The organism is Clostridium sp. AM54-37XD (assembly GCF_003478225.1).
In the GTDB taxonomy this organism is placed as follows: Bacteria; Bacillota; Clostridia; order Lachnospirales; family Lachnospiraceae; genus Coprococcus; species Coprococcus ammoniilyticus.
Window position 1 is genome coordinate 108,158 of the sequence record NZ_QUEV01000003.1, and the last position, 18,293, is coordinate 126,450.

The 18,293-nt window shown below is 42.8% G+C and carries 14 protein-coding genes and 2 pseudogenes; 4 read left to right on the top strand and 12 right to left on the bottom strand.

Features of this window, described 5'->3' with window-relative positions; genetic code table 11:
* Positions 1 to 11: 11 nt before the first annotated feature.
* Positions 12 to 1,568 (bottom strand): ABC-F family ATP-binding cassette domain-containing protein, encoded by a 1,557-nt coding sequence (locus DXA07_RS03630; RefSeq protein ID WP_118483452.1) that lies wholly within the window; start codon positions 1,566 to 1,568, stop codon positions 12 to 14.
* A gap of 362 nt (positions 1,569 to 1,930) precedes the next feature.
* Here DXA07_RS03630 and DXA07_RS03635 point away from each other — a divergent pair, with 362 nt between their 5' ends.
* Together DXA07_RS03635 and DXA07_RS03640 are read left to right on the top strand one after the other, a co-directional pair.
* Positions 1,931 to 2,875 (top strand): GTP-binding protein, encoded by a 945-nt coding sequence (locus DXA07_RS03635; RefSeq protein WP_118483454.1) that lies wholly within the window; start codon positions 1,931 to 1,933, stop codon positions 2,873 to 2,875.
* Positions 2,876 to 2,986: 111 nt separating this feature from the next.
* On the top strand, positions 2,987 to 4,474 hold the full coding sequence (locus tag DXA07_RS03640; RefSeq protein WP_021944537.1) for a DUF1846 domain-containing protein: 1,488 nt from the start codon (positions 2,987 to 2,989) through the stop codon (positions 4,472 to 4,474).
* A 139-nt stretch (positions 4,475 to 4,613) separates the two neighbouring features.
* Here the strand turns inward: DXA07_RS03640 and DXA07_RS13940 are convergent, their stop codons facing one another.
* The 11 genes and pseudogenes from DXA07_RS13940 to DXA07_RS03685 form a co-directional block, all read right to left on the bottom strand.
* A complete protein-coding gene (locus tag DXA07_RS13940) occupies positions 4,614 to 5,021 on the bottom strand; it encodes a DUF6553 family protein (protein ID WP_348980743.1) in 408 nt (135 codons plus the stop codon).
* Positions 4,928 to 5,182 carry a DUF6553 family protein gene (locus DXA07_RS13295; RefSeq protein WP_243013724.1) on the bottom strand — a complete coding sequence of 85 codons (255 nt, stop codon included), beginning with the start codon at positions 5,180 to 5,182 and terminating at the stop codon, positions 4,928 to 4,930. Before DXA07_RS13295 ends, DXA07_RS13940 begins: the two co-directional genes overlap by 94 nt.
* 24 nt (positions 5,183 to 5,206) lie before the next feature.
* Entirely contained in the window at positions 5,207 to 6,247 is a 1,041-nt protein-coding gene (locus tag DXA07_RS03650; RefSeq protein WP_118483456.1) for a galactose ABC transporter substrate-binding protein, read from the bottom strand.
* On the bottom strand, positions 6,240 to 7,214 hold the full coding sequence (locus DXA07_RS03655) for a substrate-binding domain-containing protein (protein ID WP_118483458.1): 975 nt from the start codon (positions 7,212 to 7,214) through the stop codon (positions 6,240 to 6,242). The genes DXA07_RS03650 and DXA07_RS03655 overlap by 8 nt, the downstream gene beginning before the upstream one ends.
* Positions 7,201 to 7,689, bottom strand: coding sequence for an ATP-binding protein (locus tag DXA07_RS13945; RefSeq protein ID WP_348980744.1), 489 nt, complete (start codon positions 7,687 to 7,689; stop codon positions 7,201 to 7,203). The genes DXA07_RS03655 and DXA07_RS13945 overlap by 14 nt, the downstream gene beginning before the upstream one ends.
* A 24-nt stretch (positions 7,690 to 7,713) precedes the next feature.
* Positions 7,714 to 8,978 (bottom strand): annotated as a pseudogene (locus tag DXA07_RS03660) (cache domain-containing protein); the annotation flags it as partial.
* Between the two features lie 136 nt (positions 8,979 to 9,114).
* Positions 9,115 to 10,719, bottom strand: coding sequence for a response regulator (locus tag DXA07_RS03665; RefSeq protein ID WP_117808610.1), 1,605 nt, complete (start codon positions 10,717 to 10,719; stop codon positions 9,115 to 9,117).
* Positions 10,720 to 10,964: 245 nt separating this feature from the next.
* Positions 10,965 to 12,616: pseudogene (locus tag DXA07_RS03670) on the bottom strand (galactoside ABC transporter permease).
* A gap of 18 nt (positions 12,617 to 12,634) precedes the next feature.
* Positions 12,635 to 14,143 carry a sugar ABC transporter ATP-binding protein gene (locus DXA07_RS03675; protein ID WP_008402285.1) on the bottom strand — a complete coding sequence of 503 codons (1,509 nt, stop codon included), beginning with the start codon at positions 14,141 to 14,143 and terminating at the stop codon, positions 12,635 to 12,637.
* A gap of 94 nt (positions 14,144 to 14,237) precedes the next feature.
* Positions 14,238 to 15,512 (bottom strand): substrate-binding domain-containing protein, encoded by a 1,275-nt coding sequence (locus DXA07_RS03680; RefSeq protein WP_117808612.1) that lies wholly within the window; start codon positions 15,510 to 15,512, stop codon positions 14,238 to 14,240.
* Positions 15,513 to 15,707: 195 nt separating this feature from the next.
* A complete protein-coding gene (locus DXA07_RS03685) occupies positions 15,708 to 15,908 on the bottom strand; it encodes a Ferredoxin thioredoxin reductase subunit beta (protein WP_021944545.1) in 201 nt (66 codons plus the stop codon).
* 247 nt (positions 15,909 to 16,155) lie between these two features.
* Between DXA07_RS03685 and DXA07_RS03690 the strand changes: the two genes are divergently transcribed.
* Positions 16,156 to 16,890: a LytTR family DNA-binding domain-containing protein gene (locus DXA07_RS03690; protein ID WP_117808613.1), complete on the top strand. Its 735-nt coding sequence runs from the start codon at positions 16,156 to 16,158 to the stop codon at positions 16,888 to 16,890.
* A gap of 12 nt (positions 16,891 to 16,902) precedes the next feature.
* Positions 16,903 to 18,177 (top strand): ATP-binding protein, encoded by a 1,275-nt coding sequence (locus DXA07_RS13300; protein WP_242996170.1) that lies wholly within the window; start codon positions 16,903 to 16,905, stop codon positions 18,175 to 18,177.
* Positions 18,178 to 18,293: the final 116 nt, after the last annotated feature.

The following is an 18,293-nucleotide window of genomic DNA, read 5'->3' on the forward strand; positions in this document are numbered from 1 at the left end:
TTATTTCTTTATTACAGTGTCAACACACTGTACTCTTCCAGATTCCACACCTTTGTCACGATATCTGAATAGAACTCCGGCTCATGGCAGACTAACAAAACCGAACCGTGATAGTCTTTCAATGCCCGCTTCAATTCGTCCTTTGCATCCACATCCAGATGGTTTGTCGGCTCATCGAGGATCAACAGATTCGTCTCCTGATTGATCAGTTTACACAGGCGTACCTTTGCCTGCTCTCCACCGCTTAATACCTTTACCTTACTCTCGATATGCTTGGTTGTCAGTCCACATTTGGCAAGTGCCGATCGCACCTCATACTGTGAAAATCCCGGAAATTCCTGCCAGATTTCTTCCAGACAGGTATTTTCTGTTCCGGCCATTTCCTGTTCAAAATAACCTTTATACAGATAATCACCCAGATGTACCGTACCGGATATCGGCTTGATGATTCCAAGCAAACTCTTAAGCAGCGTACTCTTTCCTATACCATTTGTACCAACGATCGCGATCTTTTCTCCACGCTCCATTCGCAGGTTGATCGGTTTGGAAAGTGGTGCCCGTTTGTCATATCCGATCACCAGATCCTCAGTTTCAAATAACATCTTGCCCGGTGTCCTCGCTTCCTTAAAATAAAATTCCGGCTTTGGGCGTTCCCTGGCAAGTTCTATCACATCCATCTTGTCCAGCTTCTTCTGTCTGGACATCGCCATATTTCTTGTGGCAACACGCGCTTTATTTCTGGCAACGAAATCCTTCAATTCACTGATCTCCTGCTGCTGTTTCCGGTAAGCAGCCTCCTGCTGTGCCTTTCTCGCCTCGTATACTTCCAAGAATTTGTCATAGTTGCCGACATAGCGGTTCAACTCCTGATTCTCCATATGATAGATGATATTTACGACATCATTTAAAAATGGAATATCATGACTGATCAGGATGAATGCGTTCTCATACTCCTGCAGATACCGTTTCAGCCATTCGATATGTTCTGCATCCAGATAGTTTGTCGGCTCATCAAGCAGCAGGATCTCCGGCTTCTCAAGTAACAGCTTTGCAAGTAAAACCTTGGTACGCTGACCACCACTCAGATCTGTTACGTCATGATCCAGTCCAAGTTCCAGAAGCCCCAGCGCTCTTGCTACCTGTTCCGTCTTAGCATCGATCATATAGAAATCGTGGTTGGTCAGAAGATCCTGCAACGTGCCGACCTCCTCCATCATTTCCATGATCTCTTCATCCGTTGCATCCGCCATGCTGTCATAAATCTGGTTGATCTTCTCCTCCATCTCAAACAGGTAGGAAAATGCTGATTTCAACACAGATTCGATCGTCATTCCCTTTTCCAGTACCGCATGCTGATCCAGATAGCCAACACGCACATGCTTGTTCCATTCCACCTTACCTTCATCCGGCGCAAGTGTTCCTGTCACAATATTCATAAAGGTACTTTTACCTTCACCATTTGCTCCAACCAGTCCGATATGTTCACCGGCAAGCAGCCGGAAAGATACATTATTGAAAATGGCTCTGTCTCCAAAACCATGTGTCAAATTTTCTACATTTAAAATCATTCGTCTTACCCTTTTCCGTTTATTTCGTGATAAGGTTACTATACCTTATGGATGGGATTCAGACAAGATAACTTTTTCCCATTCCTCGATTTTCTTTTTCCCCCGCCTATGCTAGAATGTGATTGCAGATGGTATTCGTGTGTGCACTTATCTACTTCTATATTTGTGTATCCTTAACATTCCCAATCAGGGGACGCTTCCGCTCGTTTCGGTCTGCAGCGGTACTAAGATGCCACTTATGTGCCATCAAGTACCGGCGACCTCAAATGCCCCTGTATTGGCAAGTTAAGATACACAAATAACATATAGGTTACGAATGCATACACGAATATCATCTGCAAATACAGCAAGAGGTGATTTTTATGATTCAGATAGATTTGATCACCGGATTCTTAGGTTCCGGTAAAACTACATTTATAAGGAAATATGCTAAATACCTGATCGATCAGGGCTTAAATATCGGCATTCTTGAAAACGATTTTGGTGCAGTCAATGTCGATGCCATGCTGTTACAGGATATCCTTGGTGATAACTGTACACTGGAAATGGTTGCCGGCGGTTGTGATGCCGACTGTCACCGCAGACGATTCAAAACCAAGCTGATCGCAATGGGAATGTGTGGTTATGACCGCGTTCTGGTAGAGCCATCCGGCATCTTCGATATGGATGAATTCTTCGATGTCCTGCACGAAGATCCGCTTGACCGTTGGTACACGATTGGAAATGTTATCACGATCATTGATGCCACACTGGAGCAGAATCTCTCCGAGGCTTCCCGTTATCTTCTGGCTTCTCAGGTGGCACAGGCTGGCACTGTCTTATACAGCCACTCACAAGAAGTTACACCGGAACAGTTAGCCTCTACCAAAGATTATGTAAAACAGTCATTTGACATTCTGCACTCTAAGTCCACGCCAAAGCAGATAGTTCTGGAAAAGAACTGGAAAGATCTGACCGATGAAGACTATAAAGCGATCCTCTCATCCGGCTATCAGGATGCCAATTATACGAAACTCTGGTTTGATGACAAACAGACCTACGACAGTCTGTACTTCATGAATATGGATTTTACAGAGGATTTCTTAAAAGAAAGCTGCCAGAAAATCCTGCACGATCCAGCCTGTGGTAAGGTCTTCCGGATTAAAGGGTTTCAAAAACTCGCTGATGAAAACTGGATATCCATCAACGTCACCCACCAGAAGACCGAGATCAAACCGATCCCAAATGGACAGGCGATCCTGATCATCATAGGCGAAGGACTAAATCAGGAAGCTGTGGAAGGATATTGGGGAAAATCGAAGCCTTGAGTAAATTTTCTCTATATTTTCTCCCCTCTCTGTGGTATTCTCTTATAGGGCACTTCATTTTCTTAAGTGTCCACCGTATATTGATTAATTTACGAAGGAGAATTTCAAAAAATGAAACGCATTGGCTTCGACAATGACAAGTACCTGTCCATGCAGTCTGCGCACATCAGAGAACGTATCGAACAATTTGGAGATAAACTGTATCTGGAATTTGGCGGCAAATTATTTGACGACTATCATGCCTCCCGCGTACTTCCGGGATTTGCACCGGACAGCAAATTACAGATGCTCTTACAGCTTGCAGATCAGGCAGAAATGATCATCTCGATCAACGCCGCTGATATCGAGCGCAATAAGATCCGTCACGATCTGGGCATCACATACGATCAGGATGTTATCCGTCTGATCGATGTATATAAAAAGAAAGGGCTGTATGTCAGCAGCGTGGTTATCACACGATATGCCGGACAGCCATCTGCCGATATTTTCCAGAAGAAACTGGAAGCGATCGGCATCAAGGTCTACCATCACTATTCCATCGAGGGTTATCCGAATAACATTGACTATATCGTAAGTGATGAGGGCTATGGAAAAAATGATTATGTAGAGACAACCCGTCCGCTTGTCATTGTTACTGCACCGGGTCCGGGAAGCGGCAAGATGGCGACCTGTCTGTCACAGCTCTACCATGAGAACAAGCGTGGCATCAAGGCCGGCTATGCCAAATTTGAGACTTTCCCGATTTGGAATATCCCACTTAAGCATCCGGTCAATCTGGCTTATGAAGCCGCTACCGCAGACCTAAACGATGTTAATATGATCGATCCTTTCCATCTGGAAGCTTATGGGGAAACAACCGTCAACTACAATCGTGATATCGAGATCTATCCGGTTCTGGCTTCCATGTTCGAAGGGATCTATGGTTACTGTCCATACAAATCCCCGACCGATATGGGTGTAAATATGGCGGGAAACTGCATTATTGACGATGAAGCCTGCAGAGAAGCGTCCAAGCAGGAAATTATCAGACGATATTATCAGTCTCTGAACCGTTTCGTCAAAGACGAAGCGACCAAAGACGAAGTATACAAACAGGAACTTATCATGAAGCAGGCGAAGATCACTGTCAATGATCGTGCTGTTGTTCCGGTTGCAAATAACCTTGCACAGGAAAATGGTTCCGCCGCCGCAGCCTTAGAACTGCCGGACGGAACGATCGTTACCGGTTCCACTTCCGATCTGCTCGGTCCTGCATCTGCTGTATTATTAAATGCAATTAAGGTACTTGGAAATATTGATAAAAATACACATCTGATCTCACGTACCTTTATAGAACCGATCCAGCACTTAAAGACCGGATACCTTGGCAGCAAGAATCCTCGTCTTCATACCGACGAAGTTCTGATCGCATTATCCATGTGTGCCGTATCCGATCCAAATGCAAAGCATGCATTGGAACAGCTTCCAAAGCTGTCCGGCTGCCAGCTCCATGTATCATCGATCCTGTCCACAGTCGACATGACAACCTTTAAGAAGCTCGGCATTGAACTTACAAACGAAGCCGTATATGAAGGTGCTGCTACGCAGGAGAATGCATAGAGAATCATAAAAAAGCCAGATAAACACAATAATTAATGTTTATCTGGCTTTTTTGCCCTATAACGCTCTTTTTACAACCGCATATTTAACAATATCCTGCATGTCCTGATAACTATCCAACACCATATCACGGACACCCCTACTTCTTCAGAAAATGCTCCCGGTTCGGGAATTCCTGTCGAAAGGCTTCAAGTGCTGCCTGTTGGAATACCGCAAACTCCTTATCCATATGAAGCATATGCGGTGTGGCAAATGCGATCGTGCTGACCTGATCTGCGATCTTCTTTGCTACACTTTCATCGGATAACTGCCCCATGCCAAATACAACAGAAGTAAATCCACGTCCGTTCTTGCTGACACCGATCAGCTTCAGGAAAGCATTTTTAATCTCATAAAATATCATTTCCTGCTTCTCGATATCCAGATTGTCATAGTTTCCGAGGAATAAACCTGTCAGGACTTCCGCAGCCTGCTTTCTTTTCTGTGCGCCAAGCTCATGCCGCCACCTTCTGCGATATATTTCATCTGCATCAGATAGCCCACAAATGCATCATTCTTTGGTTTTCGTTTGCCATACCGGGCAATCCAGAGCTTCTCTCGAAATGCGTCCAATTCGTCCTTTGGATCTCCTGTATGTTCTTTTAGAAATGCCTGTCGTTTCTCAGCATCAATTTCATTATAAAAAGATTCAATCCATATATCCTGCATACCTGCAAACCTCCTGCTGCATAGCTATTTTTGCAAAAATTCATCCACATTATTAACATCGACCTTACGATACTGTGCCATATAATACCGTTCATCCTCAAGTCCTAATACTCTCACATCATTTCCACGGAACAAGGCTACTGCAATCAGTGCAATCTTTCTTGCCTGTGCTTCTCTGTCATTATAGACAGTTCCTTGCATAGTGCCCAGCCGAACAGCTTCCAGCGCATCATCTAATCCATCGATACCAAAGATGACCGGATAATCACTCTGCATATATCCGGCATTCTTATAAGCCTCGACTGCACCGAGTGCCATCTCATCATTATTGGAAATAAGCATTTCTATCTGATCCCCATATTGACTGATCAACCGGCTCATTCGGTTCTCTGCCTGTGCGCGGTTCCAGTCTGCAAACTGATAGGTCAGTTTCTCAAGCTTCACACCATTTTCAAGAATGGTCTTTACCGAACAGTCTGTCCGGCTGATCGCATCCTGATGTCCGGCTTCACCCTCTAAGAGTACATACTGGATCTTACCATCCTGATTGCGATCCACCTCCGGATGATTCTTTATATATTCCGCAGCAATCTCCCCCTGCATCTCGCCGGACTGTGCTGCATCACATCCGACATAATACAGCTTATCCCATTGCAGCAGATCCTCTCTTACCGGCTCTCTGTTAAAGAAAATCACCGGAATATTATTCTGTCTTGCGAGTCTTATAATATTTGACGGAGCAGTTCGATCGACCAGATTTACACAAAGCACATCGCATCCGGCATCGATCATTTCCTCCACCACTTCATCCTGCTCCTGCTGACTGTTATCTCCGCTTCTGACTGATACGATAACCTTCATATCACTTGCTTCTAATGCTTTCAGATCCTCCTTCAATATATCTGTCATTGCGTTGATAAACGGATCATCCGGCGTATACGTAACAACGCCGACCCGCAGAGTTCTGTCTTTCTGATTTTTCCTGCTGTCGCAGGATACCAGAGACATCATAACTGCCAATATGCATATACAGGCTATTATTTTTCTTATTTTCTTTCTATTCATACGAATATAAAAACCTTTCTGTCTCTTCCGAAAACAGGTCATCCTTATAGATTACCCGTATCGCTTCTTCATGACTTTTTAATGTATATAATGGTCGTCCAAGTTTCTTTGCGATCTCATTTACACTCTCATAACCGATGCTGTACCCATCCGGCACAACAAGGCATTTAATCTTGTTGTAATCAAGCAGGGCTATGGATTTCATGCTTGTACCTACCCCATATATTTCTGCCCCTTTATAATACCCATTTTCAGCATTTTCTCCGAGTGTATCGAGAGCTTCTGTATCCATAGCTGCTATATAATCAACCGCTTCCAGGGAATCCACCGCCTTACAGGTATCTTTACCGCTATTCTGATTATACGCCCAGGCAAACTCACAGTTATATCCTGCAAGTGCATCGGTAAGTCCCTTTACACGGCTGACACTTGCCTCAGTCTCTGCCCGTCCAACAATCACTCCGATCTTCTTGCCTGCCGACTTATCTGTATCATTTTTTATGATCTGCCTGCCGAGAGTATAGCCGATCTGATAGTTATCCGGCTTTATCGTTACAAATCCGGTCGATTCTGTGTCATCTGCCATATATGCATCCTCCGTTATCAGAACAAAGGTCTCTTTCTCCGCCTGCAAAGACGTAAGCATATCTTTTGTATCTGTTCCGGGAGCCGGACAGATGATAAATGCATCCACATCATTTTCAAGCTGTTCATCGATCAGCTCTTTTTCATCATCTACACTTACGATCTCATCTGTATTACAGATGATCAAATGAATATTATTTACCTGCGCAGACTGCTTCAGTCCATTAACCAGACCTTCCCATCTGGTATTACCGGAATCCGGAAGAATAACTGCCACACGTTTCTGTGGATTATCTTCCCGAAAGATCCGGTTGATAAATATACCGGCAATGGCAACCAGGATCAGCTCTGCTATGAGGAAAGTAATTCTATTTCTCTTCATCTGTCACTCTCCCCTTTCCATAATTTTGTGTTTCAAGCTGTTCCCGATTCTCCTCTGTATATGGAATAGCCGGTATGTGGATCACAATCCTTGTACCCTCGTCCGGCTCACTGTAAACCTCCAGACCATATTCATTTCCAAACATCAACTGAATTCTGGAATGAACATTGATCAGGCCGACACCGGAACCATGTTTTGGTACTTTGTTATTATCTTTTAATATATTCTCTACGATGTCCTCATTCATTCCCATACCATTATCTTCTACGGAAATATATATATCGTCGCCTTTTTTCTCTCCCCGGATCGTGATTTTGCCGCCGTCATCCTCATCCATATTTCCTACACCATAATAAATGGCATTTTCAAGAATCGGCTGAACGATCAGCTTTACTGTACAGTACTCATTAATCTCTTCATCAATATCAAATTCGATCTGAAAACGCTCCTTATATCGAACTTTTTGAATATTCATATAACTTCTGCTATGTTGGATCTCATCCGATATTCTGATCACCGTTCTGCCCTTTGACAGACTGATACGAAGCAGCTTTGCAAGCTCGGAGATCATAAACACCGCATCCAGATTCTTCTTTGCTTCTACCATCATGTGATGGATTCCAGGGTATTGTAGAGGAAATGCGGATTGATCTGGCTCTGCAGCGCATCCATCTCACTCTTTCTTCGTTCCGTCTGTTCCCGTATGATCTCCTGCATCAAAGCTTCGATCTGTTCATAGGATTTCTGAACGGAATATCCCAGATGACGGATCTCGGACGATCCACCGATGTAGATATCTGTCGGACCACCTGCCTCATATGCTTTGACTGATTCATTTAACTTCAGAATCGGCCTGGATATCTTCTTCGAAATAATACGGTTCACCCCTAAAAGCATCATCATAAGAATGATAACCGTTGTAATGATATAATACCGGAACCGGTTGATGCTCGCGATCTGTACACTTTCCGGTACTACACCGACCACCTTCCATCCGGTATAAGCAACACTGTTTACGATCACATTGCTTGTCCTGCCATTGAACGTAAGTTCATATGTTCCATCCTCATAGGTTGCTGCATCCCTGTATTCTTCTTTGAAATATCCTCTGTCCATATCGGTTCCGCGCGGATGATAGATCATCTGACCATCACGGCTGCACAGGTAATAATAGATGCCATTTGACGCATCATTGATCCGTGCCAATGTATCCTCTATCACCGAATATTTCATATCGACCAGAAGGACACCACTTCCCGGCTGCTCACCATCGTTAATATCAACTGAACGGCTGAGAGATACAACCCAGTAATATCGATATGTGCCATCGACAAACAGATTCTGGATATGCGGTATAGAGAAATGAATATTCTCGATATCTGCCTCTGCATCCTGATACCAGTCCTGCTCCGACGGTTCCACAGCATCCTTCTGTACCGCGACCGGTTCTGCCGTAAGAAGATTTCCTTTATCATCATATAACGCCATACTCTGGATTTTATCGGCATTAATCTCATATAACAGACTGAACTGCCGGTTAAAATCCCGACTGGAAATATCATATTCCTGAATAATATTATAATTCACCGCATTCGTAATCTGACGCACATTTAACAGATCCGCATCCAGCTTTTCAACAGTATTTTCCACCATATTTTCCGTATTCGTGACCGCAGTCTGCTTAATTGCCATCTTAAAACGATTATACAACAGCAGACCCATGATAACGGTTGTGATGATCGTCAGGGCAGTAAGCACCGTCATAATGATCGACTGAATATCAAAACCTATAAATCTGCCGTGATAAAACCACCCCCGAAGACGTCCGATAATAGAACTTTCATTTTTCTTCTTTTTATTCTTTCTTATATCCTTCAACACGCTTCCCCTTATTTACCCTTTATTTTTTCAGATGCTCCGTTCTGTATTTGGATGGCGATACCCCAAAACGCTTCTTAAATACATAACTGAAATAATTTGCATCAAGATAACCGACCCGCTCTGCAATCTGATAACTTTTCTCATTTGTTTCGAGAATCAGTTCTGCCGCATGATCCATCCGGTAATCAGTCAGATATGTTACAAATGCTTTTCCTGTCTCTTTTTTAAATACACTGGAAAAATAAGAATTCGATACTCCAAGTGCCGAGCACACGGTATCCAGGGAAAGATTCGGCTCCATATACCTGTCATGCACCAGATTCTGCGCATCCGTAACCATACGCCTCGATGTACTGTTTCTGGCATTTTTCAGCTCCTCACTGATGGCTTTTGCCGAATCGATCATCCATGCGGTTAATGTGCTTTCATCCATCTCCGGTACACGTTCGTATGGATTTCCGACATTACCGCAAAACTCATTAAAATCTATAAAATTATTAGCACAGAATCGATAAAATGCTCCCACCATCTCCATGATCGCAAGGTTATACTGGCTCACAGTCTGCGCATTATTGTGAAGCTTCTCCACTTCCTTCCGCACCGACTGTTCAAGTGTCTCCGGTACTCCCAGATGAATAGCCTTGAACAGATCATGCATCTTTGTATCCTCCGGCTGGATTAGGATCTCCTGCTCCTTCGGTGCGATCTCACCAATATTGATCGCACGGCTCGTTCCATATAACACGCGATAAGAAACTGCTTCTCTTGCTCCATCATAAGAAGAATTAATGCTGATCAGATTATCACAGACTCTTCCGATTCCCGCAGTCACAACAGCTCCCATAACACGATATGCCCATTTGCAGAATCGGTCACAGGCATCTGTAAATGCAACGACCATTTCTTCCGTTTCCAGTTCTATGATCATAAGCGCATTTCCCAGATATGTGAACATATGATTCTTCCATTCCGGTGCTAAACGATCCTTGATCTCATGCTCGACTGACATGGCAAGCAGCAATGGATTCATACCATCCGGAACATGATGCTCCGAGGTATGAAAGATCGCACAGCAATAATACGGTCCTTTTATATCGATCTGATACGCATTCAAAAATTTCTCGCAATATTCTTCATTTACACGACCCTCGATCAACGAAACAAACAGATTCGTCTGAAGCACCGGAAGGGAATCCTTTAGATAATTCTCAAGCTTTGTTACATTCAGACGTTCTTCTCTCTCCTTATCCAGCGTCTTTTTCAATCGTTTCATACATTCCGTAAGCTCCAGCGCATTGATCGGTTTCAGCATGTATTCCTCTACTTCCAGATGAACCGCTTCCTTCGCATATTCAAACTCATCAAATCCTGTAAAAATGATGATATGGATATTCTGATATTCTTTATTCAATCTTCTGGCAAGCTCCAGTCCATCCATATATGGCATCTTGATATCCGTTATCACGACATCCGGCTGCTGCTTCTCCACAAGCTCCAGTGCTTTCACACCATTTGTCGCACTTCCAACGACTTCAAATCCTAATATATCCCAATGAATTCTCTGTTCGATCGCATCGATTACTTCCACCTCGTCATCGACGAGTACCACTTTATAATTATCCATATCTCATTCCTCTTTTATTCTTTCTATCTGTTCCTTATTATAACAAATCTACGTTCAGAATGAACCCCAAAATCCCGTTTTACCGTATATATCCCAAATAAAATAGCAGCGTACTCCTGATATTTTAAAAGCCGCCCCGTTCAGTCTGGAGCCTGCATCTGTCAGCCTGACAGAAAGCATATCAAAGACGAACGGAGCGGCTTTTGATTTATATCGTTTTTTTTGTGAGCGATTATTACATTTCCTTACTTCTTCTGTACATACTTGAGACAGTCAAGAGTTACAGCCGCAAGGATGATGATACCTTCGAAAATGAACTGAGGTTTGTATCAATACCAAGGATTGTCAGTGAGTATGTTAATGATGTGAAGATAAGTACACCAGTTACAACACCGGAGATCTTACCGATACCACCTGTAAATGATACACCACCAACTACACAGGCTGCAATGGCATCCATATCCCAGCCCTGTCCATAAGCAGCACTACCGGAACCTACCATTCTGTTACATTCAAGCCATGAACCGAATCCGTAAAGGATACCTGCAAGGATGAATGCGCCAAGTGTTACTTTGAATACTGAGATACCTGAAACTGCTGCTGCTTCCGGGTTTCCACCTACAGCGTACAGATTCTTACCAAATGTTGTCTTGTTCCAGATGAACCATACAACAATGATTGCTACAATTGCCCAAAGAATAATAGATGGGAAGCTGCCAAATGTAGGGATGAACATGCTAGGGATGGAAGAATCAATCGCACCGAATGATACACCCTTTGTTGCGTATGTTACTAAACCAAAGATAATCAGCATGTTCGCCATGGTCGAGATGAAAGGATGCATCTTGTACTTCGCCATGAAGAAACCTGCGATACTTGCAAATACTGTTGTAAGAATTATACAGGCTACCAGGGCAAGAATTGCTCTAGGAGCGGCCGGAATATTTGAGAAATCAAAGATATGTCCGAATACGCCACCTGTGTTAGGGCCGTTATGCATGATGATAGTTGCTGTAACCATACCCATACCTACCATACGTCCGATGGAAAGGTCAGTACCTGTAAGTAAGATCAGACCGGCAACACCGAGTGCAAGGAACATTCGAGGAGATGCCTGCTGTAAGATATTCAGGATATTGGTAACGGTTAATAACTGTGTATTCTTAACGATTGGTGTGATAATACAAAGTGCAATGAAGATCAGGATGATTACGATATACAGACCGTTCTTATAAAGGAACTGGGATGTATTAAATGTGTATTTGTAATTCTCGATCTTCTGAGCCTGCTTCTGACCAAATGTGTATTTGGACATCCGTAAGAGATCGATCAGATGGAACTTATGTGCAAATGCATCATGCTTTCTGTCCTTAATCTCCTGTAATCTGGATTCGTGAGACATCTGTGCATCAAATAATCTGTTCTTATATACATATTTCTCATCTTTGATCTCGTCTGCAGCGGACAGTTTGGCAAGTGTCTGTTCGTGCTCTGTCTTGATCGTTGCACGAACCTTCTCATACGCTTCGTTTTCTGCTGCTTTTTCTGCCTCGCAGCTTGCAACTACTTTATCATAGTATTTGCTGTTATAATTCTCGGAAAGGTACTTTTCTGCTTCTGCGATCAACTTGGATACCTTATCCTTGTTTGCTGCTTCTACACTCTTCGCCTTTTCCAGTCCGGCTTTTGCTGCTGCAACTGCTTTTGTTCTCTCATCCTTTGATAAGTTCTTGTCTTCCTTCGCAATTGCGATCTGGTTCTTATAGCTCTGAACCTTGTCAGATCCGTCTACACGGAGTGCATCGATCTGTGACTGTATTTTTCCTACATATTCATCAATCGGCTTTAAAAGCGCTGCTTCTGCATCAGCCGAAAGGATCTTACTTTTATCTGCCATAACCAAAACTCCTCTCTATTACAAATATTTCGCACTAAGTCTTAATAATTCTTCCTGGTTGGTCTCTTTTGTATTTACAATTCCTGCAAGATGACCGTTCGACATAACACCGATACGGTTTGTGATACCAAGGATCTCAGGCATCTCTGAGGATACAACGATGATCGTTTTACCCTGCTTTGCCATGTTGATGATCAGTTCATAGATCTCGTACTTGGCTCCTACATCAATACCTCTTGTAGGATCATCCATCATAAATACGTTAGGCGAACGCTCCAGCCATTTACCGAAGATAACCTTCTGCTGGTTACCACCGGAGAGGTTTGCGATCATATCATCCGGTCCCATACATTTTGTATGCATGACCTTGATCTCCTCTGCGGTTGCACGAACCATATCGTCATGGCTAAGTGCGATTCCGCTCTTATAATGGTTCATATTTGCAATTGTTGTATTAAATGTGATATCTGCTTTCAGGAAAAGTCCGTTTGCTTTTCTTTCCTCTGTGATCAGGGCAAAACCATGATCCATGGCATCCTTTGGTGATGAGAAGTTCATCATCTTGCCATTATAAAGTACATTTCCTGCTGCTCTTGTACGCATACCAAATATGGTTTCAAGGAGCTCTGTACGACCTGCACCTACCAGACCATACAGTCCGAAAATCTCACCTTTCTTAACATCAAATGTAATGTTCTGAAGCTTTGGTGCATACTTTGTTGACAGGTTCTGTACGGAGAGCACTGTCTCACCGGGCTCATTGTCTACAGGTGGGAATCTATTGTCAAGGGAACGACCAACCATTGCGGAGATCAGTTCGTTCATGTTTGTGTCCTTACTGTCTTTTGTCATTACCAGACTACCATCTCGAAGAACGGATATCTGGTCACAGATCTCGAAGATCTCATCCATTTTATGTGATATATAAATCAGGGAAATACCCTGTTCTTTTAACTGTCTCATCATCTTGAACAGCTTTGCAACCTCAGGTGCTGTCAGTGAAGATGTCGGCTCATCAAGTACAATTACTTTTGAGTTGTAAGAAATAGCCTTTGCGATCTCACACATCTGACGCTGCGATACTGACATTTTCTTCATCGGCTGTGTCAGATTTACGGTAATACCGAGCTTTCTGAACAAATCTGAAGCTTCTTTTTTCATCCTGCCCTCATCAATCACACCGAGGGAATTCTTTGGGTAACGTCCCAGGAACAGGTTGTCCACAACGCTTCTTTCAAGACACTGGTTAAGCTCCTGATGAACCATTGCAACTCCGTTTTCAAGGGCATCCTTTGGACCTGAGAAGTTTACTTCTTTACCATCTAATATTATAGTTCCTTCGTCCTTCTGATAGGTTCCGAAGAGACATTTCATCATTGTCGATTTTCCGGCACCGTTTTCACCCATAAGACCCATGATCGAACCCGGTTTCACATTCAGATTGATGTGATCCAGAACCTTGTTTCTACCGAATGATTTGCTCATGCCCTGAATCGATAAGATGTATTTATTCTTATCTTCTGCCATATCTCTACTTCCCTTTCTTAGTAAAAGAAGGGTATCAAATCTTGTATCTGACACCCCTCTGAGTTAAATCATTATTGCCTGCCGATCCGTTATCTTATTTGTTAAGAAGTGTTGTGTATGATGCTGCATTATCTGTCTTAACCATGTTGATCGCAAATGCGTCATATTCGCCCGGGTTACCAAGACGGTTTGTAATGTTAGACTCTGTCTGACCATCACCACCGATGTAATCTACTTTCAGGTTGAGCAGATCATCGTAGTTCTCAAGAAGTGGCTGGTATGTTGAGCTTAAGAAGTTATCTGAAGCGTTGTAAATATCAAGCCATACTTTCTTTGTTGGGCTCTTGCTTGAATCAAGCTGTTTTGAAACCTTGTCATAAACCTTTGTTGAATCTGTGAAATCCTGATAGTTTTCAGCAGTTACTGCTACGTTTAATGCGTAGTATGATCTTTCTTCCTCGCTATATCTGTAATCTTCACCTTCTGTTAAGCAGTTGCCGGCTTCATCTGCTGTACCGATACCTGTATCAACGTCTACACCATCAAGTGCGTTACGAAGAACTCTGAGTGTTAAGTAAGCCTGAACATCTGCATGCTGTGAAATTGTTCCGCCGTAACCTTCTGCAATAGCTGCTACTGCATCGCTGTTAGCATCGTATCCAAATGTAGGAACCTTGTTATCCTTTGCCCATGCATTGAACATTGACATTCCCATACCATCGTTATTTGAAACAACTACATCAATCTGATCACCGAATGAAGCTGTCCATGTTCCAATAGCGTTTCCTGCTGTTGCTGCATCCCATGTAGCACCTGCTGAGTTCTTCATTTCCTGTGAAGCAAGCTCACGGATTGTATATGTCTTACCACCTACATCAAGCTTTGCATCCTGAACAACTTTTGCTGATCCGTCTACGTTTGTACCTGCAGGTGTTGAATCAACTGCACCATTTGCATCAACTCCTGTGCCAAGTGCTGAACGAACACCACGAGTACGAGCGATTGAGTCATTGTGTCCGATATCACCGATTGCTAAAACGTATCCGATAACACCATCACCGTTACGGTCGATTGTTGCTGCATTTGCTTTGATATAATCAAGTACCATCTGACCCTGAAGCTCAGCACCCTGGTTAGCATCGAAGCCTACATAATAAGTATCTTTGTTGAAGCTTAATGCTTCCTTATCAAGTTCTCCTGTTGAGCTGTTGGATGGCTGACGGTTGAACCAGCAAAGTGGCTTATCCTTATTTGCAACTCCGCTTGAGCTGCTTCCGCCTGATCCGCCTGATCCGCCTGATCCACATCCTACCATTGATAATGCAAGTGTTGCTGCTGCAACGACAGCTATAATTTTTTTCTTTCTCATATTTCATTCCTCCTGTTTGTACATTTTGTTTATTTTTCGCTCTGTCTCATTGACTAAATTCATTATAATGTGACAAGCAGGAAGAAAGAATAGAATATTTTTGGATTTATTAGCAATTTTTTTGGATTTATTAATATTTTTATGTTTATTTTGACGAACCAGTCTATATGTTCTGATAATAATTCATATATTATTTTACTTTTCTTTGTAATATAACTGACAATGGCAGTATCCCTCAAACTCCGGATCATTGATCTGATCCCGAAATTCTTTACAGATACATTTATTCTCCGGTATCTTTTCAAGCCTGCACGGACAATATCCATCCTTCCTTTTTAGTCCTTCTTTTACAGCTGCAACTATTTCTGTATTATCATTGAATCGTACTTTTCCCATTATTAATCCTCCATTGATCTGAATTCTCTTGATTTTTTCAGTCTATCATGAAGCAGTTCCGCATTCTACAACAGATTTTATTTTTTTGCATCCGCTACATGAATTGTCACTATATGTGCATGAAATGTCAGTCGATTTGATCAGAACTATGCTATAATGAACTCAGGTCAATGAGTACGCCTGTACAAATGACGATCAACGACCGGCTTATCATATATTTGTTAAGCCATGATAAGGAGTAGATTTTTTGATACATATAGCGATTTGTGACGACAGCAAACAGGAACGGCAGATACTGGCAGCGCTTTTCAAACGATATCAGGAGCTTCATGCCACACCGCTTCAGATCCATATATTTCAAAATGGCTTCTCATTACTGGATGCCATTGATCAGGGAAAACGATTTGATATTACGATCCTGGACATTTTAATGCCCGGAGAAAACGGAATTGAAATTGCAAGAAACATCAGAGCTTCCGGGACAGATACCGAGATCATCTTCCTGACAAGTTCTCCGGAATATGCGGTAGACAGCTACGAAGTAAAAGCCCAAAACTATCTGTTAAAACCGGTAACCGAAGGAAAATTTTTTGCCTCCATAGATTCCATTCTTGCCGAACTGGATGAAAAAGATACCGCAAGCTTCATCATTTATACGACAGAGAAGCAGTACAGCCGGATCCGGGTATCCTCTCTGGTCTATGGTGAGGTCACACACAGAACCATCACCTTACATCTGGCAGATCAGACCATGATCTCTGCCGTAATGACCTTTACGGAATTTCAGGATATTCTGAAAGCCTATCCGGACTTTATATATCCACATCGTTCTTATGCGGTAAATATGCATTACATTCAATATGTTACGAAAAGCGATATCATCCTGACAGATGGTCAGAAGATTCCGCTTTCCAGAAATAACTACACGAAGATTTCGGAACAGTTTTTAAATTTTGCCTATACAAACTCTTTTGGGAAATAAGGAGACAATGATATGAGTTTTCTCTGCGACAGTATTTATTTTATTACCGTATTCCTCTTTGGTACAGTAGCAAGCGTATGTTTTACCGGTGTTCCTTTTAACCGGAAAAACATACTCTCTCTGTCTGTTTTCTGTGCCCTCGACGGAATACTTCAGATCATTTCTTTCGCAGTCTTCGGACAGGAGATCTCCAGAGGGCTGTATCCGGTCGTTGTACATCTTCCGTTGGTGCTTTTTCTCTGGCTGATATACAAATGCTCATGGATCACTTCAATCGTCAGTGTCTTAACTGCCTATATGTGCTGCCAGATTCCTCTCTGGTGCGGACTGGCCGTTCGCTTATTTTCTGACAATAAGATCATCTATACGATCGTTTATGTCGGATGTGCCTTTGTAACCTTTTATTTCCTATACCACTATGAAGCAAATCTGACGCAGCATTTTATGCCAAAAGCAAATAAATCCGTCTATATTCTTGGCATTCTTCCGCTCTGCTACTATCTTTTCGATTATGCCTCTACGATTTATACCGATATGCTTTATACCAGCAACGAATTTGTAGTTCAGTTCATGCCGTCCATCTGCTGCATTTTCTATTTTGTTTTTATCTTTTATTATTATTATAAACTGGAAGAACAGGAACAGGCAGAACGCCTGGCAGAATCTCTTCATATGCAGCTTACACATGCTGCCATTGATCTGAATCATATGCGCACCATGCAGACACAGGCAGCCTCCTACCGCCATGATATGCGCCATCATTTTACTTATTTGCAGGCACTTGCAAGGACCGGGAATCTGGATAAGATCCGGGACTATATACAAACCGTCCAATCCGACTTAGATGCGATCACTCCAAAACGCTTCTGTTCAAATGAGCTGATCAATCTGCTTCTGTCCGCCTATGATACAAAAGCGGAATCAGAGGGCATCTCCCTGCTGGTTCAGGCTTCTATCCCTGCGGAGCTTCCTTTGTCCGACACAAAGCTATGTGCCATTTTGTCAAATGCTCTGGAAAATGCGCTCCATGCATCGATCGAAACAGAGGAAAAATTCATACAGGTTCAGCTCGCCGAACGAAATCAGACACTTCTGATCCAGATCAGTAATCCGTTTATCGGAACGGTTTCTTTTCAAAATGGAATGCCTGTCTCCACACAGACAGGACATGGATTCGGAACTAAGAATATTGCCGCAATCGCCGACTCCTATCATGGTCAGTTCCAGTTCTTTGCAAAAGACGAGATCTTCACCGTCAGAGTATTACTGCCACTGGTAGAAACCTGATACTTCTTACTCTGTCCGTCCGAAAAGCTCATATATGACCACATCACGCTATGATCAGCAACCAGCCATCATTCTCAGCTTCATTTTTCCATTTTACAAACAAATATACAATATAG